Consider the following 26,527-nt stretch of genomic DNA (forward strand, 5'->3'; position numbering starts at 1 on the left):
CGACCGGCCTCAGTGCTCTGCCTTGGCGTGCTCGTCACCCTTGGCTTTGGCCTTGGGCGGCAGGATCGCCTCATCTTCGGCAGGTGCCGCATGGCCTTCTGAGCCGTGATCTCCTGCAGGCTGGCCGGCATGCTGCTCGCCTACTGCAGGCGTATGGCCATCGGTGACAGCGCCATGCTCTTCCGGTTTGGCAGCAGGTTCTGCGGCTCCGCCGCCATCAGGCGTGATCGGCTGTGCCCGCATCTTCTCCAGCCAGGCCGCGCCATGGTCGGCGCTCGCAGCACCCTCGGAAGCCTTTGCAGGCGCGGCCTCCGCCGTCGCATCCTCAACCGGCGTCTCCGCCTCGGAACCGCCGAGCCCGACCATGCTCTTCAGGGAGCCGAACCAGCCTTCGTCTGCGGCGGGAACCTCTTCGGCGGGGACTTCGTGGCCTCCAGCCTGTTCGATGGCAGCGTCGTGGCCGCCGGCATCCGCGCCGTGGGCAACCTCGTCGACGGCAGCCGGTTTTTCTTCTGTCTGGACCAGCTGTTCTTCGGCATGCGCAGGCGCTTCGCCATGCGCATCTTCGGCAGCCTGTGTCTCGCTATGATCAGTCGGCGCGGCAGCGGAATGCTGGGCATCACCCTCGTCAGCGGCTTCCTCATGCGTCTCGGCCGAGCCCGCATCGCCATGCGCCACGGTGGAGGGCTCTGCATGATCCTCAGCCGGCGCGTCGTGTCCTTCAGCGGTTGCGCCGTGACCATCGGCAGGTGCGCCATGTCCATCCGCCGGGGCCGCATGACCATCAGCGGGAGCGGCGTGTCCCTCGGCGGCAGGCGCTTCATCGCCGCCGAAACCCACCATGCCCATCAGCGAGGCCATCCAGCCCTTGCTCTCTTCAGCACCATGCTCGGCGACAGGCGTTTCCTCGCCATGCTCACCGGCTGGCGCATCGCCGTGTTCACCCTCGGCTTCGCCATGGCCGTCAGCAGGCTTTTCTCCATGCCCCTCGGCCGGCTTTTCGCCATGGGCATCCTCGGCGCCATGAGCCGGCGCCTCTCCGTGACCATCGGCGGCCTTCTCGCCATGGCCCTCCCCTTCGGGCAGTACCACTTCAGGCTTCACGCAATCGGTTGCATCGCTGAGTTTCGCCAAGAGCGCCTGGATGTCGTCTTCCAGCATGTCGACACGTTCGCCGAAGAACTCGCCATTGGCCGCAGCAAGGCCATCGGTATAGCGGGCAGTCAGGACACGCGCCGAAATCTCTTCCGGAACATGGCTCGGATCAGGGACGTAGATGACATCGGCGCCAACGGCACGGCCACGCATGCCGGAACGATCCTTGGGGCCGTTCGCATCGAGCACGACGACCTGCACAAGGTCAGCCTTTTTGCTTTCCTGCAGGGTCTTCGCCACGCGCAATGCCGTCTTGACGCGCGTCAGACCATCGCCGGGCTCATTGGTGGTGATGAATTTGCGCACCCAGAAGCGGTCCTTTTTGTGGATCTCGACCGTCTTCACCTCGGTACATTCAAGCCCGTTCAACTCCGCATAGGAGGGCCCGAGCAGCTTGTCTGCACCGATATAGACAGCAGCGGCACCTGTGCCGCCAAGGGTGACGAACACCCCGCCCAAAATCAGCATGAGCTTTCGTGAAAGGTGGATCTTCGGCACCTTCACGCTTGGAACTCCGCCATGACACCGTCCCGACTGTTTACGCAATACTGGACGTGATCATACGCCGCTCTCCTTGCGGAACCTTTAACCCCGCCCTTCCTGTTCCGGCACAGACCACGGAAAGCTTTTTGCAAATGATTTGCAAAAGCGTTGACATCAGCGCGAAGCGCGATAGATTTTAATGCGAATGACTTGCAAGAACAGGAATGGACCATGGTCTCAAAGCTTGCCTGCCGTCTTCTCGCCCTGGCGCTGCTGCTGCCGGGTGCAGCCTATGCCAACGACAAGCCGAAGGTCGTCACCACCTTCACCGTCATTGCCGATATCGCTCAAAATGTTGCGGGTGATGCGGCGACCGTCGAAAGCATCACCAAACCCGGGGCGGAAATCCACGGCTATCAGCCGACCCCCCGCGACATCCTGAAGGCCCGGGATGCCGATCTCGTCCTTCGCAACGGTCTCAACCTCGAAGCCTGGTTTGAAAAATTCCTCGCCAATCTCGGCGATGTGCCGACCGTCACCGTCAGCGACGGTGTCGAGCCGATCGGCATTGCCGGCGGCGCCTATGACGGCAAGCCGAACCCGCATGCCTGGATGTCTCCCGAAAATGCACTCATCTATGTCGAAAACATCCGCAAGGCGCTGACCGACATCGACCCCGCAAACGCCGCGATCTATGAGGCCAATGCACGCACCTATTCCCTGAAGATCAAAGCCGAGATCGAGCCGATGCAGGCGGAGATCGCCAAGATACCGGAAAACGAGCGCTTCCTGGTAACGAGCGAAGGCGCCTTCTCCTACCTCGCCCGCGATCTCGGCATGAAGGAACTCTACCTCTGGCCGATCAATGCCGACAGCCAGGGCACACCCCAACAGGTCAAGACTGTCGTAGACCAGGTGATCGAAAACAAGATCCCCGTCGTATTCTCTGAGAGCACTGTCTCCGACAAGCCGGCCAAACAGGTGGCAGCCGAAACCGGGGCACGCTACGGGGGCGTCCTTTATGTGGATTCCCTCAGTGAACCCGATGGGCCGGTCCCGACCTATCTGGATCTCCTGAAGGTGACGGTCTCGACCATCGTGAAGGGATTTGCCGGATGATCATGGGATCGGGCGCAAGACGCAATCGCGAAGGGATCGCCGCAGACGATGTGACGGTCACCTATCGCAACGGCCACACGGCCTTGCGCCATGCGAGCTTTGCAATCCCGCCCGGAACCATCACCGCCCTTGTCGGCGTCAACGGCGCCGGCAAGTCGACGCTTTTCAAGGCCATCATGGGCTTCGTCCCCGTCGCATCAGGCGAAATCCGCGTGCTCGGCATGAGCGTGCGCGAGGCCCTCAAGAAAAACCTCGTCGCTTACGTCCCCCAGGCAGAAGAGGTCGACTGGGACTTTCCCGTTCTCGTCGAGGATGTCGTGATGATGGGCCGCTACGGCCACATGAACTTCCTGCGCATCCCCTCGAAACGCGATCACCAGCTTGTCGATGAGGCACTATCCCGAGTCGGCATGAATGACTACCGCAAGCGCCAGATCGGCGAACTTTCCGGCGGCCAGCGCAAGCGCGTCTTCCTCGCCCGCGCGCTGGCCCAGGAGGGTCAGGTGATCCTGCTCGATGAACCCTTCACCGGCGTCGATGTCACCACCGAAGAACAGATCATCGGGTTGATGAAGGACCTGCGCGCCGAAGGCCGCGTCATGCTGGTCTCCACCCACAATCTCGGCAGCGTGCCCGACTTCTGCGACCGGACCATCTTCGTCAAGGGAACCGTCATCGCCTCCGGCAAGACCGAGGACACGTTTACCGAAGACAACCTCAAGACCGCCTTTGGCGGCGCGCTGCGCCACTTCGTGCTTGCCGGTCGCGATCTGCACGACGATGATGACGGCCGCGAAGTCACCGTCATCACCGATGACGAACGCCCCTTCGTCATCTATGGCCAGCCGAAACCGGGAGCATCAGATGCTCGCGACCCTGGTTGAGCCCTTCACCTATGATTACATGCGCAACGCCATTCTGGTGTCTGCGCTGGTCGGCGGCGTTTGCGGGTTTCTCTCCGCCTATCTGATGCTGAAAGGCTGGTCTCTGATCGGCGACGCGCTCTCCCATGCCATCGTGCCCGGTGTTGCAGGCGCCTATATGCTCGGCCTCCCCTTCGCCTTCGGCGCCTTCCTGTCCGGCGGGCTCGCGGCCCTTGCCATCCTCTTCCTCAACCAGCGCACCAAGCTGAAGGAAGACGCAATCATCGGGCTGATCTTCACCTCGTTCTTTGGCCTCGGCCTGTTTATGGTGTCGATCTCGCCCGTCTCGATCGACATCAAGACCATCGTGCTCGGCAATGTTCTCGCCATCTCGCCCGCCGACACGCTGCAGCTCATCCTGATCGGCGGCATCAGCCTTCTCGTGCTGACGCTGAAGTGGAAGGACCTGATGGTCACCTTCTTTGACGAAAACCATGCCCGCTCGATCGGCCTCAAGCCCGAGCGGCTGAAGGTGATGTTCTTCACCCTGCTCGCCGCCTCCACCGTTGCCGCCATGCAGACCGTCGGCGCCTTCCTCGTCATCGCCATGGTCGTGACCCCGGGCGCCACCGCCTATCTGCTCACCGACCGCTTCCAGCGGCTGATCCTGATGGCGCTTGGCATCGGTGCGGGCACCAGCTTTGTCGGTGCCTATGCCAGCTACTTCCTCGACGGCGCGACCGGCGGCATCATCGTCGTCCTCCAGACAGTGATCTTCCTCCTGGCCTTCCTGTTCGCCCCCAAGCATGGCTTGCTCGCCGCCCGCAGCCGCGCCCGTGAAGCGCTAGAACCGATGCCTTCCACATCGACAGTGGAACACGGACGACTCCCCGAGGAGCGCGCCGCATGAGCGAAACCCTCGAACTCGCGATTCTGCCCTTCCAGCTTCCCTTCATGCAGTCGGCCTTTGTGGTCACACTGATGATCGCCATCCCCATGGCGCTCCTCTCATGCCTCCTGGTGCTCAAGGGGTGGTCGCTGATGGGGGACGCCGTTTCCCATGCCGTCCTTCCCGGCGTGGTCATCGCCTACATCGCCGGTATTCCGCTGGCGATCGGTGCCTTCATCGCCGGTCTCGTCTGCGCGCTCCTGACAGGCTTCATCAAGGAAAACAGCCGCATCAAGGAAGACACGGTGCTCGGCATCGTCTTTTCCGGCATGTTCGGTCTGGGCCTGGTGCTCTATGTCCAGGTCCAGAGCTCGGTGCATCTCGACCACATCCTCTTCGGCGACATGCTGGGCCTGCTGCCCTCGGACCTCATCGAAACAGGCCTGATCGCCCTCTTCGCCACGCTCTTCCTGATCGTGCTGCGCAAGGACCTGCTCGTCCACGCCTTCGACCCGCAGCACGCCCGTGCTATCGGCCTGTCGGTCCGGCTCCTGCATTATGGTCAGCTTGCCGTGCTCTCGCTCGTCGTCGTCGGCGCCCTGAAAGCCGTCGGCATCATCCTGTCGGTCGCGATGCTGGTCGCCCCCGGCGCCATCGCCTTCCTGCTCACCAAGCGCTACGCAACGATGCTGGTGACGGCCGTGATCGTTGCTGTCTCGTCTTCACTCGCGGGCATATATCTAAGCTTCTTCATAGACAGCGCGCCTGCCCCGACAATCGTCTTGATCATGAGCGGCATCTTCATCCTCGCCTTCTTCCGCACGCTCTGGCAGGCCCGCAGCGTCAACCGCATCGCCGCAGCGGAAGACATCTGATCACCCTGCCACTTGGCATGGATCAAGTCCGCAAGGGCAAGTGCGGGCTAGGGTCAGACCATCAACGCGAGGATGGACACCCATGTCGACGATGAAGCTTCTTCAAAATCCCACCCGCCACCTCTTCTTCACCGGCAAGGGTGGCGTCGGCAAGACCTCGCTCGGCTGCGCGACAGCCATTGCGCTCGCCGACCAGGGCTTGAAGATCCTGCTCGTGAGCACCGACCCCGCCTCCAATCTCGACGAAATGCTGGGGCTTAACCTCGGCAGCGATCCGACACCTGTGCCGGGCGTGCCAGGCCTGTCCGCGATGAACATCGACCCGGAGAGTGCCGCCGAGGAATACCGCGCCCGCGTTCTCGACCAGATGGGACCGCTCGCGACGCCCAAGGACAAGGCAACCGTCCGCGAACAACTGTCAGGCGCCTGCACCACCGAGATCGCTGCCTTCGACGAATTCGTCGGTCTGCTCGCCGATGACAACCCGCTGTTTGACCACATCATCTTCGACACGGCGCCGACCGGCCATACGCTGCGGCTGCTCAGCCTGCCCAAAGCCTGGACCGGTTTTCTGGAGGCCAATGAACGCGGCGCCTCCTGCCTTGGGCCGCATTCCGGGCTGAAGATGCAGGAGGATCGTTTCCGCAGCGCGCTGGAATGCCTCGGCGATCCCGCCCGCACCACCATCGTGCTGGTGACGCGCGCCGACCGCGGTGCAATGCGCGAAGCCGCCAGAACGGCCGGAGAGCTCTCCGAACTCGGGCTTTCCAACCAAATGCTTGCCATCAACTGTCGCTTCATCCCGACTGACCCCAACGATCAGGTGGCGAGTGCCTTCGCGGCAGAACAGACCAAGGCGTTAACGGATCTGCCAACCGCCCTGGCATCGCTTCCCCGTGATGAGGTTGCCCTCAAACCGTTCGACATGGTGGGTCTCGACGCACTTCGCGGACTGCTGTCCGAGAGCGCTGCCGGTCCAGCCCCGGAAGACCCAAAGGAAGAAATCACCACCCCCGACCTCCCCCGCCTCTCGCCGCTGGTCAATGAAATCGCTGCAAGCGGCAAGGGCCTTGTCATGGTCATGGGCAAGGGCGGCGTCGGCAAGACCACCGTCGCCGCAGCCGTCGCTGTGGGGCTCGCCGCCCGTGGCCATACGGTCCACCTCACCACGACAGACCCGGCAGCCCATCTGTCCTTCGTCGTGGGCGCCGACGCCATGCCAGGCCTCACCGTTGACCGTATCGACCCGGAGGCGGAGACAGCCCGCTACATCGACAAGATCATGGCGACGAAGGGCCGTGATCTCGATGACGCCGGCCAGGCGCTGCTGCGCGAGGATCTCGCCTCGCCCTGCACCGAGGAAGTCGCCGTCTTCCATGCCTTCTCCCGTGTCGTCGGTGAAGCGCGCTCAAGCTTCGTCGTCATCGACACGGCCCCGACAGGCCACACACTGCTGCTGCTCGACGCGACAGGTGCCTATCATCGCCAGATGACACGTCACATGGACGACACCGCTCCCGGCCGCATGGTGACCCCACTCATGCGGCTGCAGGACCCCGCCTACACGCGCGTCCTACTCGTAACCCTGCCGGAGACGACACCGGTCTCGGAAGCATCGGCCCTGCAGGACGACCTGCGCCGCGCCGGCATCGCGCCCTATGGCTGGGTGGTCAACAAATCGATGGCGATCACGGGCACCCGCGATCCCCTCCTGCGCGCCCGCATCCGGAGCGAAAAGGCGCAGATCGAAAGGGTGAAGCGCGATTGCTCAAGCCGTGTCTATGGCCTGGACTTCCGTCCAGTCGCACCGGTGGGCCTGGAAGAACTGAAAAAGATCGGGCAGGAGGGTTGACCACCTCCACACCTTAGACCCGCCCTACTTCCTCGGCCCGCCTTGCGCGACGCGACACGACCCACTCCCGCCAGACGGTGAAGAGGCCTGCGCCGACAACGATGATGGCCCCAACCACCGTATTCCAGCGGAGGACCTCACCGAAGACCGTGGTGGCGATGACAGCGCCGAGCACAAGCTGCCAGTAGGAAATCGGCTGCACGATCACGGCGTCGAGGTTCTCATAGGCCTTGATCAGCGCCAGGTGCCCGACGATCCCCGTGCAGCAAAGCCCCAGCATCAGCCCCCATCCCGCCGGCGTGAACGGCGTCCAGAAGAAGGGGCCGAGCAGGTTTGAGCCGATGAAGCCGACGATCGCAAGATAGAAGAAACTGGTCGAGGGCTGGTCGTCGCGGCTGACCAGGCGCGTGGCGATGCCGTAGATCGCCCCCATCACCGCGCACATCAGCGGCAGCCAGATATAGACGTTAAAGCCGTCGCCGGTCGGCGCGAGCATGATCACCACACCGACTAGGCCGAACAGGATCGCCGTCCAGCGGCGCCAGCCGACTTTCTCCCCGAGGATCGGCATGGAGAGCAGCGCCACGAAAATGGGCCCCGCCGCAAAGATCGCCTGGCTCTGGGCAAGCCCCACCTGCGTGAAGGCGACGATCGAGACCAGGATCTGCGTAAAGAGCAGCAGGCCCCTGAGGATCTGTAGAAACGGACGCTTTGTATTGACCGCAACCCGCAATCCGCCGCTCGACCGCATCGCCAGAAAAAGCGCGAAAGCGACGAAAGCCCAGTAGCGCACCATCGCCACCTGCACCGGCGAATGGGTTTCGCCCAGATGCTTGGAGAGCCCGTCCTGAACAGCAAAGACGGAGAAGGCGAGAAAGGTGAAGAGATAGCCGAGCGGCGTCGATTTCATGATGTCGATGGAAGCTTTGCACGAGGAAGGATCCGTGGCGAACCAACGGCGCGGGCTGCACGATCCTACACCCTGACCACGCTTTGCCTAGTGCAGTTTTGCAGACCTGCCTTGCAACCTGACACCCCCTCACCCACTGACCGGCAGAGCGCCTTGCCTCCGATCGGGCGGCATGCTTGAAAGGGCCATGGCCTTCACCTTCCGCCAATTGCAGTATTTCGTCGCCGTCGCCGAACAGGGATCGGTGACGCGCGCTGCCCAGAACCTCTCGATTTCGCAATCCTCGGTGACCGAGGCGATCAAGGAACTCGAGGGCGATCTCGGCGTCGAGCTCTTCGAGCGCCATCCGCGCGGCCTGACGATCACCTATAACGGCCACCAGTTCCTCCGCCACGCGACGAAGATCCTGGCGGATGTCTCGGATGCCCGCAATGTCTTCACCGAGACCCAGACCAGCACCGGCGGCACGCTCAATATCGGCGTCACCTCGCTCGTCGCCGGTTACGTGCTATCGGATCTGCTCGCCCGCTACCGCCGCGCCTGCCCGGGCGTCGAGGTCTCCGCCATCGAGGACAACGGCTCCTATCTCGAACATCTGCTGATCGGCGGTGAACTGGATGTCGCGGTGATGGTCATCTCCAACCTGCGCGACCGACTGGCGCTGCAGGCCGAGATCCTGGAAACCTCGCCCTACCGCCTCTGGCTCCCGATCGGCCACCCGCTCGTCTCGGCCGACATCATCTCGATCGCCGACATCACGAAAGAGCCGCTGATCATGCTGACGGTGGACGAAATCGAGGAGAACACCGGCAAGCTGCTCTCCGCACTCGGCGCCCGCCCGCATGTCGCCTTCCGCACCCGCTCCGTCGAAGCCGTCCGCAGCCTCGTCGCCACCGGCGCCGGCGTGGCGCTCCTGCCCGACCTCGTCTACCGCCCCTGGTCGCTGGAAGGCGACCGTATCGAAAGCCGCGATGTCTCGGGCGCGCTGCCCGTTGTGCAGGTCGGCATGGTCTGGCGCAAGGGCTCGAGCCTGCCCCAGGCAGCACGCGATTTTGTGGGGATTGCGGAGGCGAGCCGGAGTGGGCGGGTGAGGTGAATATGCCAAAGATTGAGAATTCATGGCTGAGGATCGACGAGCGGACAGACGTGCTTGCGTCTTTGGCAGTTTGTCTAACATGCCTGCATAAAGTCACCGAACACCCGATGTTCTGGAAGCAAGTATTAGTCAGCCTTCACAATGGCTTGCAAGGGTCAATGGTATGCCATCTTTCCGGAACTGCGCAGATGGGAGCGTTAGATGAAAGGTCTTGGCGGAAGGCTCATGAATGGCATGATAAAGATCGAGCAGGCAAAATTGAGTATGAAGCATCTGAAGAGGATGGTTGGCCAGTTCGTCGTGCAAAGTCCGCGAAAGATGAGTTTCCCGCACAACGTCTTGCTGACGCCAAGACTCTGTTTTCCCGACTGTCTAGTGAGACCCTAAGGCTGGAAGCTGCAGGACCCATAATTTTAGTCACCGACGGCCAGATCAATTCATTCGATAGGCTACATTCTCTGAGAAACGGGCTATCTCACTTTGCCCCTGCAGGCTGGTCTATTGAACTCGCAGGATTGCCTAAAATCACCTTGGATTGCTTGAACGTGGTGAAATCGATTTTCGAGGGCGATTGGGCGTTCAGGCATATGAGTTCGGACGAAAAGACAGCTTTGGCCGAAACGATCGAATCTTTAGAGATGCACATAAATGCCATGCTAGCGCGCACTCCCACCGAAGCATGACCCATCGGAAAAACCGATATCGACATTCTGACGAATGAATTTGCGAATGCGGTTAATTCGCGGCAACCTTTCATCCGGGAACAAATGGCCAGCAAAAATGCGGCCCTCACAACCGGGAGACCTCGCGATGAAATCTCTTCTGAAGTCTTGCACTGTCCTTGCCACCGTCCTGAGCTTCACCTCCTCGGCACTTGCCCAGGAGCCGTTGCAGGCACTCGGAGCCGGCGAAGGGGCGCTGTCCATCGTTGCCTGGGCCGGCTATATCGAGCGCGGCGAAACCGACAAGAATTTCGACTGGGTCACCGAATTCGAGAAGAAGACCGGCTGCATGGTCTCAGTGAAGACCGCCGCCACCTCGGATGAAATGGTCGCCCTGATGAACGAAGGCGGCTTCGACCTCGTCACCGCCTCTGGTGACGCGTCGCTGCGCCTCGTGGCCGGCAAGCGCGTCCAGCCGATCAACACGGCCCTCATCCCCTCCTGGAGCACCATCGACGAGCGCCTGCAGAACGCCCCCTGGCACACCAAGGACGGCGTCCATTACGGCACGCCTTACGTCTGGGGCCCGAACGTGCTGATGTACAACACCAAGGCCTTTGGTGACAAAGCCCCTGACAGTTGGAACGTCGTCTTCGAAGAGATGACGCTTGCCGACGGCAAGTCCAACAAGGGCCGCGTCCAGGCTTATGACGGCCCGATCCATGTCGCCGACGCCGCCAACTACCTGATGTTCCACAAGCCGGAACTCGGCATCAAGGACCCCTTCGATCTCAACGAAGACCAGTACAAGGCAGCCCTTGATCTGCTGCGCGGCCAGCGCCAGCTCGTCAGCCGCTATTGGCACGATGCCTTCATCCAGATCGACGACTTCAAGAATGAAGGCGTTGTCGCCTCCGGCTCCTGGCCCTTCCAGGTCAACCTCCTGAAGGCCGACCAGCCCATCGCCTCCGTATTCCCGAAGGAAGGCGTCACTGGCTGGGCCGACACCACCATGCTGCATGTCGACAGCGAGCATCCGAACTGCGCCTATATGTGGATGGAGCATTCGCTCTCGCCCAAGGTCCAGGGTGACGTCTCGGCTTGGTTCGGCACAGTTCCTTCCGTTCCTGCAGCCTGCAAGGGCAATGCGCTCCTGACCGACGCTGGCTGCACCAACAACGGCTTCGACAACTTCGAAAAGATCAAGTTCTGGAAGACCCCGGTCTCCAAATGCGAAAGCCAGGGTGAATGCGTCCCCTACCACCGCTGGGTTTCCGACTACATCGGCGTGATCGGCGGACGGTAACATCCCACCTCCCCCTTGAGGGGGGAGGTCGCGCGGAACGCGCGGGTGGGGGTGATCTGTGGTTCAATAGAACGCTGGCGGTCACCCCACCCCGGACCTCCGGTCCGACCCTCCCCCTCGAGGGGAGGGTGTAGACCCACGCTGGCCTTGTGCCGGCACCCTGCTGAAATTCTGGAGTCCCCATGACCGCAGCCGTCTCCTTTTCGAAGGTCTCGCGCCATTTCGGCAACGTGAAAGCCGTCGATGCCGTCGACCTGACGGTCGAACCAGGCGAATTCTTCGCCATGCTCGGCCCATCCGGCTCCGGCAAGACGACCTGCCTGCGCCTGATCGCCGGCTTCGAACAGCCGACCGCGGGCCATATCGAGATCTTCGGCGAGACCGCCGAGGGCGTGCCGCCCTATCGCCGCAACGTCAACACGGTCTTCCAGGACTATGCCCTCTTCCCGCATTTGAACATTCTCGACAACGTCGCCTATGGCCTGATGGTCAAGGGCGTCGCCAAGGCCGAGCGCCACCGTGAGGCCGAGAAGGCGCTGGAAATGGTCAAGCTACCCGGCTACGGCGCCCGCAAGCCCGGCCAGCTCTCCGGCGGCCAGAGGCAGCGCGTGGCGCTTGCCCGTGCGCTGGTCAACAAGCCCAAGGTTCTCCTGCTCGACGAGCCGCTCGGCGCGCTGGACTTGAAGCTGCGCGAGCAGATGCAGGAGGAGCTGAAAAGCCTGCAACGCTCGCTCGGCATCACCTTCGTCTTCGTCACCCACGACCAGGGCGAAGCGCTGTCCATGGCCGACCGCGTCGCGGTCTTCAATGCCGGCAAGATCGTCCAGGCGGGGACGCCGCACGAGATCTACAACCGCCCGCGCACCCGCTTCGTCGCCGATTTCGTCGGCTCCTCGAATGTGATTGCACCAGACGCGATGAAGGCACTGGGCGGCGAAGCCCGCTGGACGAGCCTGCGCCCAGAAGCGATCCGCATCGTCTCTGAAGGTGGCGTGGAGGCGACGGTGCGCTCGACCAGCTTCCTCGGCGCTTCGACCAAGCTCTTCGTCGAGACCGCGGTGACCGCTCTCACGCTCTCGCTGCCCGCAGGCCAGGCAGCACCGCAGGCCGGCGAAAGCATCCGCATCACGTGGTCGGCGTCCGACCCGCATTACATGGAGGCCGGCGCATGACGGCGATCTCCACATCTGCCATCACCCCTGGCCGTCAGGGCCTGATGGGGCGGCTCTCGGATCTGTTCTGGCGGAGGCCCAACCTGCTGCTGGTTCTGATGCTGGTGCCGCCCCTGCTCTGGCTCGGCATCATCTATGTCGGTTCGCTGGTGGCGCTGCTCCTGCAGAGCTTCTTCTCAATCGACGAATTCTCCGGCCTGATCAATTACGAGTTCACGCTGGCAACCTATGGCGAACTGCTCCGTCCGGCCAATTTCGACATCATCCTGCGCACGCTGCTGATGTCGGCTGCCGTCACGCTGGCCTCCGCCGTCATCGCCTTCCCGATCGCCTATTACGCCGCGCGTTATGCCCGGGGGCGCTGGAAGGCCGTCTTTTATCTCGGCATCATGCTGCCGCTCTGGTCGAGCTATCTCGTCAAGGTCTATGCCTGGAAGCTGATCCTCGCCAAGGAAGGCATCCTCACCTGGATCTTCGCCAAGCTGCATCTCACCTGGCTGCTCGATGGGCTGCTCGCCATTCCCGTCATCGGCGGCAACTCCCTGTCGATCAGCTATCTCGGCACCTTCATCGTCTTCGTCTATGTCTGGCTACCCTTCATGATCCTGCCAACCCAGGCAGCCCTGGAACGTGTGCCCGGCAACCTGATCGAAGCCTCGGGCGATCTCGGCGCCGATAGCCGCCAGACCTTCCGCCACGTGCTCTTTCCCTTGGCGCTGCCCGGCATCGTCGCCGGCTCGATCTTCACCTTCTCGCTGACCATGGGTGATTACATCATCCCGCAGATCGTCGGCACCTCCAGGCTTTTCATCGGCCAGGCCGTCTATGCCCAGCAGGGCACCGCCGGCAACATTCCGCTCGCTGCCGCCTTCTCGGTCGTGCCGATCGTCATCATGGGCATTTATCTCACCATCGCCAAACGCATGGGGGCCTTCGATGCGCTCTGACCGCTCCCAATCCGCAGGTCTGTCGCTTAAGATCGCCGCCGGCGCCGGCCTTGCCTTCCTGCATCTGCCGATCCTGCTGATTTTCGTCTATGCCTTCACCACGGAGGAAAAGAGCTTCCAGTGGCCGCCGCCGGGCTTCACCAGCAAATGGTTTGCCGTCGCCTGGAACCGCCCCGACATCTGGGAAGCGCTGTGGCTCTCGGTCAAGGTCGCCAGCATCGCCACCGTGATTGCGCTGGTGCTCGGCACGCTTGCCGCGGCCGCCGTCGCCCGCACCAAGTTCTTCGGCCGCGAAGTCATCTCGCTCCTCGTCATCCTGCCGATCGCGCTGCCCGGCATCATCACCGGCATTGCGCTGCGCTCGGCCTTCTCGCTGGCGGATATCCCCTTCTCCTTCTGGACGATCATCCTCGGCCACGCCACCTTCTGCGTCGTCGTGGTCTACAACAATGCGGTGGCCCGCTTCCGCCGCACCTCCGGTTCGCTGATCGAAGCCTCCATGGATCTCGGCGCCGATGGCTTCCAGACCTTCCGCCATGTGATCCTGCCGAACATTGCAACGGCGCTTCTGGCCGGCGGTATGCTCGCCTTCGCGCTTTCCTTCGACGAGGTCATCGTCACCACGTTTACCGCCGGCCAGCAATCGACACTGCCGATCTGGATGCTGGAAGAATTGATCCGCCCACGCCAGCGCCCGGTCACCAATGTGGTCGCGATGCTTGTCGTGATCGTCACTTTCCTGCCGATCCTGGCGGCCTATTATCTGACCCGCGATACCGACCAGATCGCCGGCAGCGGCAAATGATGAACCACCGAACCCGTGCAGCCTCGGCTGCCGGTTTCGCAATTGAAGTCTGATAAAAGGGAGAACGACATGGACACCCAGATGCTGATCGGCGCCAAGTTCGAAGCCGGCACAGAGACGGACGAAAAGATCCTGAACCCTAGAAACGGCGATGTCATCGTCGATCTCCCGGAAGCCTCGCTCGCCCAGGTCGAGGCGGCCGTCGACGCTGCCGAAGGCGCCTTCGTCTCCTGGTCGCAGACGACGCCCGGCCAGCGCGCCGGCTACCTGCTCGCGATTGCCGATGCGATCGAAAAGGACGCCGCCGGTTTCGCCGCACTCGAAAGCCTCAACTGCGGCAAGCCGATCAATGCCGTTCTGAACGATGAAATCCCGGCGATCGTCGACTGCTACCGCTTCTTCGCCGGCGCAATCCGCACGCTGCAGGCTCCGGTATCAGGCGAATATCTGCCGGGCTTCACCTCGATGATCCGCCGCGATGCCGTCGGCGTCATCGGCTCGATCGCGCCCTGGAACTACCCGCTGATGATGATGGCCTGGAAGCTCGCACCGGCCCTTGCCGGCGGCAACACCGTGGTCTTCAAGCCCTCCGAGCAGACGCCGCTGACGGCACTCAAACTCGCCAAGGTCATGGCCGACATTCTGCCGGAAGGCGTGGTCAATGTCGTGCTCGGCCGTGGGGAAAGTGTCGGCAATGCGCTGATCAACAACCCGAAAATCCAGATGCTGTCGATCACCGGCGATATCGCCACCGGCAAGAAGATCATGACGGCAGCCGCCAAGACCGTAAAGCGCACGCACCTGGAACTCGGCGGCAAGGCCCCGGTCATCGTCCATGACGATGCCGATATCGACGCCGCCGTGGCCGCCATCCGCACCTTCGGCTATTACAATGCCGGCCAGGACTGCACCGCCGCCTGCCGCATCTATGCGAGCGACAAGATCTATGACCGCTTTGTCGCCGATCTGGCCGCCGCCGTGTCCACCATCAAGTTCAATCAGGCCGACGACGCCGAAAACGAGATCGGCCCGCTGATCTCCAAGCGCCAGCGCGACCGTGTCGAAAGCTTCGTGACGCGGGCTGCCGAACACAAGCACATGGAAGTGGTCGCCGGCGGCAAGCTCGGCTCCGACAAGGGCTTCTTCTACACCCCGACCGTCATTGCCGGCGCAACCCAAGACGACGAGATCGTCCGCCGCGAAGTCTTCGGGCCGGTCGTCTCCGTCACACGCTTTACGGAAGCCGAACAGGCCGTCGCCTGGGCAAACGACAGCGACTACGGCCTTGCCTCCTCCGTCTGGACCAAGGATATCTCCCGCGCCATGCAGACCGCCGCCAAGCTGCGCTATGGCTGCACCTGGATCAACACCCACTTCATGCTCTGCAACGAAATGCCCCATGGCGGCATGAAGCAGTCGGGCTATGGCAAGGACATGTCGATCTATGCACTGGAAGACTACACGACCGTCCGCCATGTGATGATTGCGCATTGAGCTGACGGAAACCGTCAGACCATCAACAACAAAGGGCGTGATCCGTCAAACGGTTCACGCCCTTTCCATCAGACAGGGCCTGCGGCTGTAAAAAACTGCCGCTCGACGTCAAGCGCCTGCGCCCCGGCCCCGACAATCCGCGCCCGCCCATCATGCCGCGCCTGCAGACGCATCGCGACACGCGCAAGCGCCGTCTGCGCCTTGTCCGGATCAGGCTGCAAGTGTTTCAGCCGCTCCAGGGCGGCCAGCGCAGCGCGCGTCTCGCCAGGATTGAGCTGCTTGCCCAGCACCGCTTCCTGCAAGGCCACAATGGCCTCGCCGACCGCGAGAACCGCAATCCCGCCCTCGATCATCTCCGGGCTCGACGTGCCGCTGCGTTCGGCATGACGCACAAGCCTGAGAAGCCGATGATAGAGCCTTGCCCGCCAGACCAGACGATGGCGCGAGGCATCCTCTTTGCGTGCCATGATCTGCAGCTCGTCGATCATCATCCGGATCAGCGTTGCCAGACGTCGCTTTGTGGTGAGCGGGTAGATCAGCCGGAAGACGCCGTAAGCAACAACAGGTGCTCCGACCAGGGCGGCAACCGTAAAGAGCGACTGGAGGAAATCGCCGGTGACCGGATAATGCGGATGCAAAAGCAGAAGCGAGACCATGGCATAATCGAAGGCTGAAGCCACGGTATGCCGATGCGAAAAAAGAAGCGGCGCCGCGAGAATGAAGGGCAGGGTCAAGAGCACCACCTGGAATTCGCTGCCGGCGAGCGGCCAAACAAGATAATGGCAGATAAGGGCGGCACAGCAGCCATAGACCTGCCCCAGGAAGACGGCCCGCAGGATCTGCGTCGGATTGTCGAAGGTGGAGAAGATCGTCACCATGATCGACAGCCCGAGCAGGAGGAAGGCAAGCGACGACCAACCCGTCGCAACCCAGACCAGCCCGGTGAGGAGAAGACTGACGCTTGCCCGGATGCCTGCCTCGCGCGCACCGATCCAGTCGCGATGCATGACGCCCGGATAGGCAGCCGGCGGCTCCAGCGTCTTGGCGGCAAGGCTTGCGCGATGGGCGCGGATGCCGCCGGCAAGCGCGCTGAGCGCCTGGGCGAGGTCCGGCAGACCATCCGCCTCAGCCGCCGCCTGATCCAGAAGCCTTAGCGGCTCTTCCGACAGATCGAGTGCGGCAAACCGTGCAATCGCAAGGTCAAGCGTCGCCGCACACGCCTCCTGCCCGCCGGTTTCGATCCGTCTGGCGGCCAGGAGCAGCGAAATCTGCATCGACAGGATGGAGCGGATGGCCCGCACCGTCTGTCGGCGCCGCAAGGAGCCCGCCGCATGCGGGTCACACTGCTCGTCAATGGCGGCCATGTCCGACAGGAGCGCCATCTCGTCGACCGTCAACCCAGGAGATCCGCCATGGCGCAAGCGATCGGCCAGACGCTCCAGAAGCCGGATCGTCAGGCGCCGCATCCGCCCGACCATCTCCTCTTCGGCAGCCGCAGGCGTCAGCAGGAAACCGATGACTACGGCCACCACAACCCCGAGAAAGATCGTCGCCGCACGATCGAGACCGAGGACGAAGACATGGCCCGGCTGACCGAAATCGAGAAGGGCGACCATCGCCGCCGAATAGCCGGCCAGGATGACGCCGTAGGATATCAGACCTCGCAACAGGTTGCCGGCGGTGACACAGATCCCGATCCACACTGCAAGCCCGAGCACCAGAACCAGCGGCGCCCCATCCGCCATCAGCAGCAGACCGACCCCGGCCAGAACCCCGATTGCGGTGCCGATTGCCCGAAACAGGCCCTTTTCCAGCAATTGCCCCCGCGTCGGCTGTGAAGCCGCCCAGACCGTCATCGCCGACCATTGCGGATGGTCGAGACCCAGCCGCCAGGCGATGAGAAAGGCGATGCAGGCCGCAATGGCGGTGTGAAAGGCAAAACGCAGTCGCGGCAGATCAAAGCCGAGCCCTGTCCAGAACGCGGTGGATGTCATGTCCGCTCCTCCCGCGCTGCCGTGGCGGCCAGCCGCGCCTCGATCCGTACAAAGGCCTGCAGCAGCGCCTCTGTCGCCGCGTCGTCGAGATCCTGCAGCAAGTCGTCCTCCAGCGGTTCGACCAGACCGCGGATCCGCGCCACCTGAGCATGGCCGGCAGGGGTCAGGAACAGGCGCTTGGCCCGCCGGTCATGCGGATCTGGTTGCCTCTCGACCAGTTCCCGTGCCTCAAGAATATCGAGCAAACGCACAAGACTGGAGACATCAAGGCCAACCCTCGCAGCAAGATCGCGTTGCAGCAGCCCCTCACCGGCCCGATGCAGGTGCATCAACGGCGCCCATGTGGCATCGCTCAGCCCGGAACTCGAAAGCTGCATATCGAGATATTGGCGCCAGCGCCGGGCAAGTCCCACCAGCCGGATACCAAGGACACGTTTCGGATTCTCTGTCATGCAAACTACTTTGTATCAATATAATTTGTATAGCAAGCATTTGACGACAGACTGCAACTCTCTTCGCGTTTACCCTGCCGTGCCAAACCGGTAGCGACCGTGCCGAAGCCCCGTTATGCTGCATGGTGACCACACCGGAGAACCGCATGCGCCAACTCTTCATCCTGGGACTGGGACTGACCCTTGCCCTGACCGCCGGCACAGCGTTGGCACAGGAACCGCAAGTCATTCCGGCACCGGAGCTTGGCAACGGCGCATTGATGGACACCTATCTCTGGCATGTCCGTGGGCTGCCACCCGGCCAGCGCCTGGCCGTCCATTCCGGCGCCGGCCCCGATTTTCGCGTCATCCATGCGCTTGATGAAGGCACGCCGATTGAGCGTTTGTCCTGCAAGGACAGTCGCGGCGGCTATTGGTGCCGCATCGCGACCGTTGATCTACCCCGCATCTCCGGCTGGGTCGACGGACGTTTCCTGCTGGAAGAACCGGGTTTCGCTCCGCCTGACGATCTGCGCAATCCATCCTTCGAGCCGGAGATCGTGATCGATCCATTCCTGCGGCCGAGACGGCCTTGAGGGGCGGTCCGACGTCCCTCAGCCAAGCAGGACGAAAAACCGGGGGCTTGAGCGCTGCGCCAGCCGCCTGAGGCTCGGATGTCCCGGTGAGGGGCAGGCGCTGCGGCCATCAGAGGACGCATGCGCTGGTCTAGTCGGTCGACTTTGCTTCGTCCTTATCTTTCACAGGAGGGAAAGGAAGCCCCCTCGCCCGGCCGGTCATGCTCGTAGCGGAGCTCCACCGGAAAGGTTGGCAGCCAGCTCTCCCGCCGGATCGTCCAGAGTTCGTAGCTCGGCTGAAACACGTTGATGTCGTCGAGAGCCCCGAGATGAAGCTCGACCTCATTGCCGGAGCGGTTGAAAACTCGTGATCCGCAGGTCGGGCAGAAATGCCGGCCGGCATACATCTGCGTCTCACCCGTGACCCTCACTTGAGTATCCGGATAGATCGCTGCCGCATAGAACAGAGCACCGTGAGACTTCCGGCAATCGAGGCAATGGCAGATGCCGACGCGGTCCGGCTCGCCTTCAGCCTCGAACCGCACCTTGCCGCAGACGCAGCCACCCGTAGCGATCGCCATGTTCTTCCTCCTATGCGTCCCGCCAAATGGAAAATGGCCGCAGCTTTCGCCCCGGCCATCCCCAAACTCAGAACGAAAGGCTTTGCCAACTTAGGCAGCGAGCGCCTTCGCGATCTGGCCGCGCAGCGTGCCCAGATCCTTGGCAAAGCCGCGAATGCCTTCGGCGAGCTTTTCGGTCGCCATGGCATCCTCGTTCATCGCCCAGCGGAAGGCCTTTTCGTCGAGCGAAACCAGTGGCTCGGTCTTGATCGTGTCGGGCGACAGCGCGCGGGTGAGAGTGCCTTCGGCAGCATTCAACTCGTCAAGCAGCTGCGGGCTGATGGTCAGGCGGTCGCAACCGGCCAGCGCTGCGATTTCGCCGGCATTGCGGAAGGAGGCGCCCATGACGATCGTGCCGATGCCGTTCGCCTTGTAGTAATTGTAGATCGAGCGGACAGAGACGACGCCCGGATCGGTCTCGGACGTGTAGTCCTGACCGGTCGACTTCTTGTACCAGTCGAGGATGCGGCCGACGAAGGGCGAGATGAGGAAGACCTTGGCTTCGGCGCAGGCAATCGCCTGGGCCTTGGAGAAGAGCAACGTCAGATTGCAGTCGATGCCTTCCTTCTGCAGCACTTCGGCAGCGCGGATGCCTTCCCAGGTGGAGGCGAGCTTGATCAGGATGCGGTCCTTCTCGATACCACGCTCCTTGTAGCCGGCGATGATCTGATGCGCCTTTTCGATCGAGGCCTTGGTGTCGAAGGAGAGGTCGGCATCGACCTCGGTCGAGACGCGGCCCGGAACGAGGGCTGCGAGTGCTGCACCAACGGAAATCGCCATGCGGTCGGCAATCGCGCCGATTACGGCATCGTCCTTGCCGCCCTTGGCCTTGCCCCAGGTGATCGCTTCCTGGAAGGCGTCCTTGAAGGCATCCGTGCCGAGTGCCTTCAGCACGATCGACGGATTGGTGGTGCAATCGACCGGCTTCAGGCGGGCGACGGCCTCGATGTCACCGGTATCGGCGACCACGGTCGTCATGGAACGAAGCTGTTCGAGTTTCGAGGTCATCGGGTCATCCTTCGGCTCAGCGCTATGAGGGCGACCGGCAGAGAATTGCCGATCCTGTTGGTTCAGACTATCGCCATCCGAAGGTGGCGAAGTCAAGACATATGTCCTTTGAATTTGACATAAGTATCACAAGAACGGATAGTGCCCGTCGGAAGTTCCCCAATTCGAGACAGATCTTGGCGAAGCTCAGACGCGAACACCATACGACCTTGTCGGACGCGAGCGCCCTGCGCATCCGCGCCGCCTGGCTCTACTACAACGAGGGCCTGACGCAGAAGGATGTGGCGGATCGACTGGGCATCAGCCGGTCCACGGTCATCCGCATGCTGGAAGAGGCTCGCAAGCGCGCCGAAGTGCAGATCTGGATCAGCGACGGCGTCGCCGACTGCGTCGATCTCGCGGTCAGGCTCGAAAAGGCCTATGACCTCGACGAAGCCGTCGTCGTGCCATCGCCGGACGGCAAGGATGCCGGCGCAATCGCCAAGGCCGTCGGCCTCGCCCTTGGCCAGTTCCTGACCGAGGTGATCACCAACGACATGACGATCGGTGTTGGCTGGGGCCGCACCATGACGGCGTCACTGGCCGGCTTCCGGTCGCCGGGCCGGGAAAACTGCAAGGTCGTCTCACTGCTCGGCGGCATCGTTGCCGTGCACCAGACCAATCCGATCGACTATACTTGGCGCCTGGCAAGCCAGCTCGGCGCCGAATGCTACATGTTCCTCGCACCACTGCTGGTCGATTCCGTCGCCACCAAACGGGCACTGATCGAGGAATGCGGCCTGAAGGCGATCTACGATCTCGCCGAAAACCTCGACCTCGCCATCGTCTCCTGCGGTGACATCGGCCCGCATTCCACCTCGCTCTCGGAAGGCTTCATCAGCCACCAGACGCTTACGGAACTGGTAGAGGCCGGCTGCATCTGCGACACCATGTTCAACTTCCTGGATGCGGACGGGAACTCTGTCGCCCACCCGATCAACGAACGGGTGATGTCAGTCGATTTGGACACGCTCAAAAAGGCGAAGCACATCGTGCTGTCCTCCGGGGGCGCCCACCGTGCCCAGGCCATCCGCGCGACGATCCGGCGGATCGGGTGTAACACGCTGATCACCGATGAAGCGGCGGCAAGGGAGTTGCTGGGGCTGGCGGGTTAGAGAGCATTTGACCTCGCCACATCCGCCCATTAGGAGAAAACACCCTCATCGCCCCAGGATTTTCACTTTGGCTCAGCGTCTTCTTCGCCACTTCCGCTATGGCAGAACCTTCGCCTTCTTGAGACGGCTGACCAGCAGCCGCTCGAAGAGCATCAATGCGGTGCGCAAGCTCTATCAGGAATTTGGCCTGGAAAACCGGCCCTGCGTGTTGTGTGGAGGCAAGGCCTTCACCCTGATCTGCGAAGGTGATCGCTATGGCTTTGATCTCGACAAGCAGATCTGCGACCAGTGCGGTCTCGTGCAGACCAGCCCGGCGGTGAAGAAGGACTTCCTCAACGTCTTCTACCGCGACCACTATCGCCGCCTTTACACCAAGCGCAACGATGTCGACCACGCAAGCCTGGTCCGCGAGCAGAGGCAGAAGGGCGAGCGCTTTCTCGCATATCTTGAGAAAACGGCTGTCGCACCGAAATTGAACGATCTCGCGGTCATCGAGATGGGCTGCTCTTCGGGTGGCATCCTGGAAAAATTCAAGCCCCATTGTCGCAGTGTCCAGGGCTGTGATCTCGATGTCGAGGCAATCCGCTACGGGAAGGAACAGCTGAAGCTCGACCTCGAAGTCGCAGAATTTCCGACGCAACTGCCGGAAGGCCCGCGCCTCTTCATTCTCTCGCATGTGCTGGAGCACACGCATGATCCGCTGGCATCGCTAAAGCAGATCAAGTCCCTGATGGCAGCCGAGGACTACCTGTTCATCGAGGTCCCCGGCATCAACCTTGTCGCCGAAGGTGCCTACAAGCACGATCTGAAGTCCTACTTCCATCTCGCCCATGTCTGCGACTTTTCAGAGGGCACGTTGCGCGCGCTCGCCGCACGCGCCGGCTACGAGGTATTGAGCTGCAACGAGACGGTCACGGCGCTGCTGCGCCCGTCGAGCGAAACGGAATTGCCCTGGCGGCGCAGCGAGAAGGACACGACGGAGAACATTCTCCGGATAGAGGCGACCCGCAAAAGACGGTGACCAGGCTCAGGTCGGACCTCAACCCTTCCCGGCTTCCCACCCGAGCATCGCCCGCTTGCGTGTCAGCCCCCAGTGATAGCCGGTCAGCGCACCGCTCTTTCCAAGTGCCCGATGGCAAGGCACGACAAACGAGATCGGGTTGCGGCCGACGGCCGCCCCCACCGCGCGGCTGGCGGTCGGCTGGCCGATCTTTTGGGCGATGTCCGAATAGGTGACGGCCTTGCCGAGCGGGATTTCAAGCAAGCTCTCCCAGACGCGGATCTGGAAGTCCGAGCCGATCAACACGACACGCAAGGGTTCCTCCGCAGACCAGCGCTCCGGGTGGAAGACGCGTGCCGCATAGGCTACGGTTGCCTCGATATCCTCGACATAATTCGCGTTCGGCCAGCGCTTCGCCATATCGTCGAAACAGGCGACCTCATCGCCCGTGTCGGCAAAGGCGAGACCCGCCAGTCCCCGATCGGTGATCATCACAAGCGCCTGGCCGAAGGGTGACGGGTGATAGCCGTAGCGGATGCTGAGCCCGGCACCCCGGGCCTTCCATTCCCCGGGGCTCATCGCCTCATGGGTGACGAACAGATCATGCAGGCGACCGGGACCGGAAAGGCCAAGCTCGAACGACGTCTCCAGCAACGGCAATTCTTCACGACCCAGCAACCGCTTGGCATGATCGAGCGTCACGGCCTGCAGGAAGGCCTTAGGCGAAAGGCCAGCCCAGCGGGTAAACGTCTTCTGAAGCTGCGTCGGCGACTGCCCAAGCCGATCCGCGATCATTTCCAGCGACGGCTGGCGCTGGTAGTCGAGCGTCAGCATCTCGATCACCTGCCGCACGGTGTCGTAATCCGTGCCATCGGGCGTGATGTCGGTGGTGCGGGACAAGTCGATCTGTTGGGCGAGCGTCATGGTGAAATCCTCATCTGACCTGGACTTCACCACGGAGAGGCGACGGATGCCACCCGTTTCTTGCAGAGAAATTCGACGGATCAGATCCGCTGCTTGGCGGTGGCCAGGGCACCCGTCATGGCCACCGCGAAACTTTCGCGATCATCAGGGTTGAGGAAGGAGCCGATATCCGTCTGCCGCCCCTCGCCGGCAACCGCCATGGAGGTGATGCCGAATTCCTCGTGCCGATTGACGAAGAAACGCGCCCAGAGCGTCTTGAAATGATGCTCGGTCATCTGACCGGTCGGCGTGAATTTGCGGATGGAGAGTTCGGTGCGCGACACCGTCACCTCTTCGCGAGCGCGGGCAGAGCGATAGTTCAGCCAGAAGGCGCCGTAGAGCAGCAGGAAATCGAGGCCGAAAAACAGCCCGATCGGCCAGGCGCCCGTTGCCATGAAGAAGATCGCATGCACGAGGCATACGGTTCCGGTGATGGCAAAGAGGATGCGATACCCTTTGCGGCCCAGAGACCGGTAGGGCGTCAGTTCCGCTGCGAAAATCGGCTGATCCGCCGCCTGCTCGACATTGCCTTCCATCATCGCACCCGATTATAGATTTTGCATGACCGATCCGAAGCCGAAATCCAGCACCGAAACCTTGAAAAAGTCAAATCCCGTGACCCGTCGCAAGCCGGCGACACGCCGCCGCACGGCCTATTCCAGGGCCGAACTGGAGGAGATATTCCGCCGCTTCTCGATCCAGAGGCCGGAGCCCAAGGGCGAGCTGGAACACGTCAACCCGTTCACACTCGTGGTCGCCGTGGCGCTCTCCGCCCAGGCGACCGATGCGGGCGTAAATAAGGCGACGCGCGCGCTCTTCAAGGTCGCCGATACGCCGGAGAAGATGCTTGATCTCGGCGAGGAAAAGGTCCGCGACTACATCAAGACGATCGGGCTTTTTCGCAACAAGGCAAAGAACGTCATCGCCCTTTCCAAGAAACTGGTCGACGACTTCGGCAGCGTCGTGCCCCGCACCCGGGAGGAATTGGTGACGCTCCCCGGCGTCGGACGAAAGACCGCGAATGTGGTGATGTCCATGGCCTTCGGCATCCCGACCATGGCCGTCGACACGCATATCCTGAGGATCGGCAACCGCATCAAGCTCGCCCCCGGCAAGACGCCTGACGAGATCGAGGACATCCTGATGCGGATCGTCCCCGAACAATATCTCTTCCACGCGCATCACTGGCTGATCCTGCATGGCCGCTACTGTTGCAAGGCGCGCAAGCCCGAATGCGAGCGCTGCGTGATCGCCGACATCTGCAAATCTCCGGAAAAGACGGTGGATGTACCGGCTCCGCTGGTCGAACTGCCGCAGCAGGTGATCGGCGCTAGCGAGGAATGAGCCCGTCGATCAGCCGGGCGATGGCGGTCTCGTAGGTCGCACGGTCGCCCCCCTTCTCGATCTCGAGAACCGCCCGGTCGAAGGCGGCGGACAACAGACCGGTCAGCGCACGCACAGCGTCATCAGACGCACCATTTCCAAGATACTCGCAAACGCCCTGGCGAAGCCGATCCTCGGCATTCTCCCGTTCGATATCGGCCGTTCCCTCGACACCGAGCACCGCCGGCGCCTCCAATAGCATCAGCCGCGCCCGCCCCGGTTCAGCCATGGCGGCGAAATAGGCCGAAGCGCCTGAGAGCAGCGCGTCGCGTGGCGTTACAGCCGGCGCAGAGACGCGGTCGATCTCATCAGCCACAGTCGCCGCCTCCTGCTCGATCACTGCCCGGAACAAGGCCTTCTTGTCCTCGAAGTGATGATAGAGAGCGCCGCGCGTCACGCCGGCAGCCGCGACGATCTCGGGCGTCGCCGTCTCCGCATACCCCTTGTCGATGAAGAGCGCCCGTGCCGCCGTAATCAGCGCCAGCCGAGTTGCTTCCGTGCCTTCTCTGGTATTGCGTGCCATGCCACCTCTTAACATACAAACAGAATGTATGTTAATTGAAATCATACATGCAGACTGTATGTTAAATCGCGACGGAGGAAAAGAGATGAAGACGACCAGCTATTACCCCGTCATCATGACCGACGACGTGGCAGCGACGACGGCTTTCTACCAGCGCCATTTTTGCTTCGAGGCGCTCTTTTCCGCAGATTGGTATGTCCATCTGCAATAGGCGGAAGACGCGAAAGTGACCCTCGCCATTCTCGACGGCAATCACGAGACAATCCCTGTAGGACACCGGGGCCGAGCCTCTGGCATCCTGCTGAACTTCGAAGTGGAGGATGTGGATACGGTCTATGACAGGCTGAAGGAAGCCGGTCTGCCAATCCTGCTTCACATCAGAAACGAGGATTTCGGCCAGCGGCACTTCATCACCGCCGACCCGAATGGTGTCCTGATCGACGTGATCAAACCGATCCCGCCGAGTCCCGAATTTGCCACGCAGTACGAGGCCTCAGCTTTGCCGCAGTGATGGCGCCGCATCCCGTGCGGCCAGTGCCTTGTGAAGATGGACCATCAGGCCGGCGGCAAAGAGCGGGGTGAGCAGGTTGACGATCGGCACCGCCAGGAACAGGGCGATCACGAGACCTGCCATGAAGACGGTGCCGGAATGTCGGGACCTTAGCAGCTTCGCGTCCTCGACGCTGCGGAAGCGCATCGCGGCAAACTCGAAGAATTCCCGGCCGAGCAGATAGCCGTTCACCAGGAAGAAGGCGATGATGTTGACGCCGGGGATGAAGAGCAGCATCAGCGCAAAGAGATTACCGACAATGACAACACCGAAGAACTTGATCGAGGCGACGATCGCTTGCGCCATCGGCATAGCCTTGCCCGGCGGGTCATTGGGATAGTCGCGTCTTTCGACGACTTCGGCGACATCATCAAGGAAAAGGCCAGCGATGATCGCCGTGACGGGCGACAGCAGCAGTGCCAGCCCGAGTGCAAGCCCGATGCTGGCGAGGATCCCGAAGATGAAGGTCAGCCAGCCGGCCCAATCCGGAAGGTCCGGGATAAAGCCCTGGATCATGGGCATGACGAAGGCGATGAAGCTTTCGCGAAGCCCGAGCCACAAGCCGATCAACACCAGGATCGTCAGACCCAGCGTCTTCCAGAAAACCGTCCGCGTTTCAGGCGAGAAGAGATTGCGCGCGGACAGCGCGGCAGCGTCGAATATCATCGGGGCCTCCTTCAATGGCAGCCCTGATGTAG

General features: G+C 62.2%; 26 protein-coding genes and 1 pseudogene. 17 read left to right on the forward strand and 10 right to left on the reverse strand.

Features of this window, described 5'->3' with window-relative positions:
- Positions 1-9: 9 nt before the first annotated feature.
- Positions 10-1,623, reverse strand: a complete 1,614-nt coding sequence (locus J2045_RS01020) for a hypothetical protein (protein ID WP_307368210.1) — start codon at positions 1,621-1,623, stop codon at positions 10-12.
- 246 nt (positions 1,624-1,869) lie between these two features.
- Here J2045_RS01020 and J2045_RS01025 point away from each other — a divergent pair, with 246 nt between their 5' ends.
- The 5 genes from J2045_RS01025 to arsA all read left to right on the forward strand — a co-directional run bounded on the left by J2045_RS01025 (position 1,870) and on the right by arsA (position 7,236).
- Positions 1,870-2,757: a metal ABC transporter substrate-binding protein gene (locus J2045_RS01025; RefSeq protein ID WP_307368213.1), complete on the forward strand. Its 888-nt coding sequence runs from the start codon at positions 1,870-1,872 to the stop codon at positions 2,755-2,757.
- A 2-nt stretch (positions 2,758-2,759) separates the two neighbouring features.
- Positions 2,760-3,641, forward strand: coding sequence for a manganese/iron ABC transporter ATP-binding protein (locus tag J2045_RS01030; RefSeq protein WP_442417748.1), 882 nt, complete (start codon positions 2,760-2,762; stop codon positions 3,639-3,641).
- A complete protein-coding gene (locus J2045_RS01035; RefSeq protein ID WP_307368221.1) occupies positions 3,622-4,530 on the forward strand; it encodes a metal ABC transporter permease in 909 nt (302 codons plus the stop codon). The genes J2045_RS01030 and J2045_RS01035 overlap by 20 nt, the downstream gene beginning before the upstream one ends.
- A complete protein-coding gene (locus J2045_RS01040; RefSeq protein WP_307368223.1) occupies positions 4,527-5,384 on the forward strand; it encodes a metal ABC transporter permease in 858 nt (285 codons plus the stop codon). Before J2045_RS01035 ends, J2045_RS01040 begins: the two co-directional genes overlap by 4 nt.
- An 82-nt stretch (positions 5,385-5,466) precedes the next feature.
- The gene (arsA, locus tag J2045_RS01045; RefSeq protein WP_442417747.1) at positions 5,467-7,236 is read left to right on the forward strand and encodes an arsenical pump-driving ATPase; all 1,770 of its coding nucleotides are present in this window, start codon (positions 5,467-5,469) and stop codon (positions 7,234-7,236) included.
- A 13-nt stretch (positions 7,237-7,249) separates the two neighbouring features.
- Here the strand turns inward: arsA and J2045_RS01050 are convergent, their stop codons facing one another.
- On the reverse strand, positions 7,250-8,146 hold the full coding sequence (locus J2045_RS01050) for a DMT family transporter (RefSeq protein WP_307368227.1): 897 nt from the start codon (positions 8,144-8,146) through the stop codon (positions 7,250-7,252).
- Between the two features lie 187 nt (positions 8,147-8,333).
- Between J2045_RS01050 and J2045_RS01055 the strand changes: the two genes are divergently transcribed.
- The 7 genes from J2045_RS01055 (at position 8,334) to J2045_RS01085 (ending at position 15,628) form a co-directional block, all read left to right on the forward strand.
- Positions 8,334-9,242 carry a LysR family transcriptional regulator gene (locus J2045_RS01055; protein WP_307368230.1) on the forward strand — a complete coding sequence of 303 codons (909 nt, stop codon included), beginning with the start codon at positions 8,334-8,336 and terminating at the stop codon, positions 9,240-9,242.
- 2 nt (positions 9,243-9,244) lie between these two features.
- The gene (locus tag J2045_RS01060; protein ID WP_307368232.1) at positions 9,245-9,925 is read left to right on the forward strand and encodes a hypothetical protein; all 681 of its coding nucleotides are present in this window, start codon (positions 9,245-9,247) and stop codon (positions 9,923-9,925) included.
- Positions 9,926-10,052: 127 nt separating this feature from the next.
- Positions 10,053-11,210: an ABC transporter substrate-binding protein gene (locus J2045_RS01065; protein WP_307368235.1), complete on the forward strand. Its 1,158-nt coding sequence runs from the start codon at positions 10,053-10,055 to the stop codon at positions 11,208-11,210.
- A gap of 182 nt (positions 11,211-11,392) precedes the next feature.
- Positions 11,393-12,382 (forward strand): ABC transporter ATP-binding protein, encoded by a 990-nt coding sequence (locus J2045_RS01070; protein ID WP_307368238.1) that lies wholly within the window; start codon positions 11,393-11,395, stop codon positions 12,380-12,382.
- Positions 12,379-13,329, forward strand: coding sequence for an ABC transporter permease (locus J2045_RS01075; RefSeq protein ID WP_307368241.1), 951 nt, complete (start codon positions 12,379-12,381; stop codon positions 13,327-13,329). Before J2045_RS01070 ends, J2045_RS01075 begins: the two co-directional genes overlap by 4 nt.
- Positions 13,319-14,134: an ABC transporter permease gene (locus J2045_RS01080; protein ID WP_307368244.1), complete on the forward strand. Its 816-nt coding sequence runs from the start codon at positions 13,319-13,321 to the stop codon at positions 14,132-14,134. The genes J2045_RS01075 and J2045_RS01080 overlap by 11 nt, the downstream gene beginning before the upstream one ends.
- A 69-nt stretch (positions 14,135-14,203) precedes the next feature.
- Positions 14,204-15,628: a gamma-aminobutyraldehyde dehydrogenase gene (locus J2045_RS01085; protein ID WP_307368247.1), complete on the forward strand. Its 1,425-nt coding sequence runs from the start codon at positions 14,204-14,206 to the stop codon at positions 15,626-15,628.
- Between the two features lie 68 nt (positions 15,629-15,696).
- Here the strand turns inward: J2045_RS01085 and J2045_RS01090 are convergent, their stop codons facing one another.
- Both J2045_RS01090 and J2045_RS01095 read right to left on the reverse strand, forming a co-directional pair.
- Positions 15,697-17,622 (reverse strand): FUSC family protein, encoded by a 1,926-nt coding sequence (locus tag J2045_RS01090; RefSeq protein ID WP_307368251.1) that lies wholly within the window; start codon positions 17,620-17,622, stop codon positions 15,697-15,699.
- Positions 17,619-18,074 carry a MarR family winged helix-turn-helix transcriptional regulator gene (locus J2045_RS01095; RefSeq protein WP_307368254.1) on the reverse strand — a complete coding sequence of 152 codons (456 nt, stop codon included), beginning with the start codon at positions 18,072-18,074 and terminating at the stop codon, positions 17,619-17,621. The genes J2045_RS01090 and J2045_RS01095 overlap by 4 nt, the downstream gene beginning before the upstream one ends.
- A gap of 146 nt (positions 18,075-18,220) precedes the next feature.
- On the opposite strand from J2045_RS01095, the gene J2045_RS01100 reads away from it, so the two are divergent.
- A complete protein-coding gene (locus tag J2045_RS01100) occupies positions 18,221-18,649 on the forward strand; it encodes an SH3 domain-containing protein (protein ID WP_307368257.1) in 429 nt (142 codons plus the stop codon).
- Between the two features lie 155 nt (positions 18,650-18,804).
- Here the strand turns inward: J2045_RS01100 and J2045_RS01105 are convergent, their stop codons facing one another.
- The gene (locus J2045_RS01105) at positions 18,805-19,209 is read right to left on the reverse strand and encodes a GFA family protein (protein WP_307368260.1); all 405 of its coding nucleotides are present in this window, start codon (positions 19,207-19,209) and stop codon (positions 18,805-18,807) included.
- A gap of 90 nt (positions 19,210-19,299) precedes the next feature.
- Positions 19,300-20,256, reverse strand: coding sequence for a transaldolase (gene tal, locus J2045_RS01110; protein WP_307368264.1), 957 nt, complete (start codon positions 20,254-20,256; stop codon positions 19,300-19,302).
- A gap of 176 nt (positions 20,257-20,432) precedes the next feature.
- Here tal and J2045_RS01115 point away from each other — a divergent pair, with 176 nt between their 5' ends.
- Together J2045_RS01115 and J2045_RS01120 are read left to right on the forward strand one after the other, a co-directional pair.
- Complete coding sequence (locus J2045_RS01115; protein WP_307368268.1) at positions 20,433-21,410, forward strand: sugar-binding transcriptional regulator; 978 nt, start codon at positions 20,433-20,435, stop codon at positions 21,408-21,410.
- Between the two features lie 67 nt (positions 21,411-21,477).
- Positions 21,478-22,431, forward strand: a complete 954-nt coding sequence (locus J2045_RS01120; RefSeq protein WP_307368271.1) for a class I SAM-dependent methyltransferase — start codon at positions 21,478-21,480, stop codon at positions 22,429-22,431.
- A gap of 18 nt (positions 22,432-22,449) precedes the next feature.
- Here J2045_RS01120 and J2045_RS01125 read toward each other — a convergent pair whose 3' ends face one another.
- Complete coding sequence (locus J2045_RS01125; protein ID WP_307368274.1) at positions 22,450-23,334, reverse strand: methylated-DNA--[protein]-cysteine S-methyltransferase; 885 nt, start codon at positions 23,332-23,334, stop codon at positions 22,450-22,452.
- A gap of 80 nt (positions 23,335-23,414) precedes the next feature.
- Positions 23,415-23,912, reverse strand: coding sequence for a DUF2244 domain-containing protein (locus J2045_RS01130; protein ID WP_307368277.1), 498 nt, complete (start codon positions 23,910-23,912; stop codon positions 23,415-23,417).
- Between the two features lie 22 nt (positions 23,913-23,934).
- On the opposite strand from J2045_RS01130, the gene nth reads away from it, so the two are divergent.
- Positions 23,935-24,717 carry an endonuclease III gene (gene nth, locus J2045_RS01135; protein ID WP_307368280.1) on the forward strand — a complete coding sequence of 261 codons (783 nt, stop codon included), beginning with the start codon at positions 23,935-23,937 and terminating at the stop codon, positions 24,715-24,717.
- On the opposite strand, the gene J2045_RS01140 is transcribed toward nth, so the two are convergent.
- Positions 24,704-25,279 (reverse strand): TetR/AcrR family transcriptional regulator, encoded by a 576-nt coding sequence (locus J2045_RS01140; protein ID WP_307368282.1) that lies wholly within the window; start codon positions 25,277-25,279, stop codon positions 24,704-24,706. The genes nth and J2045_RS01140 overlap by 14 nt on opposite strands.
- An 85-nt stretch (positions 25,280-25,364) precedes the next feature.
- Between J2045_RS01140 and J2045_RS01145 the strand changes: the two are divergent.
- Positions 25,365-25,790: pseudogene (locus tag J2045_RS01145) on the forward strand (VOC family protein).
- Here the strand turns inward: J2045_RS01145 and J2045_RS01150 are convergent.
- A complete protein-coding gene (locus J2045_RS01150; RefSeq protein WP_307368284.1) occupies positions 25,773-26,495 on the reverse strand; it encodes a sulfate transporter family protein in 723 nt (240 codons plus the stop codon). The pseudogene J2045_RS01145 and the gene J2045_RS01150 overlap by 18 nt on opposite strands.
- Positions 26,496-26,527: the final 32 nt, after the last annotated feature.

The sequence above is a fragment of the Peteryoungia aggregata LMG 23059 genome (assembly GCF_030814435.1).
GTDB lineage: Bacteria > Pseudomonadota > Alphaproteobacteria > Rhizobiales > Rhizobiaceae > Allorhizobium > Allorhizobium aggregatum.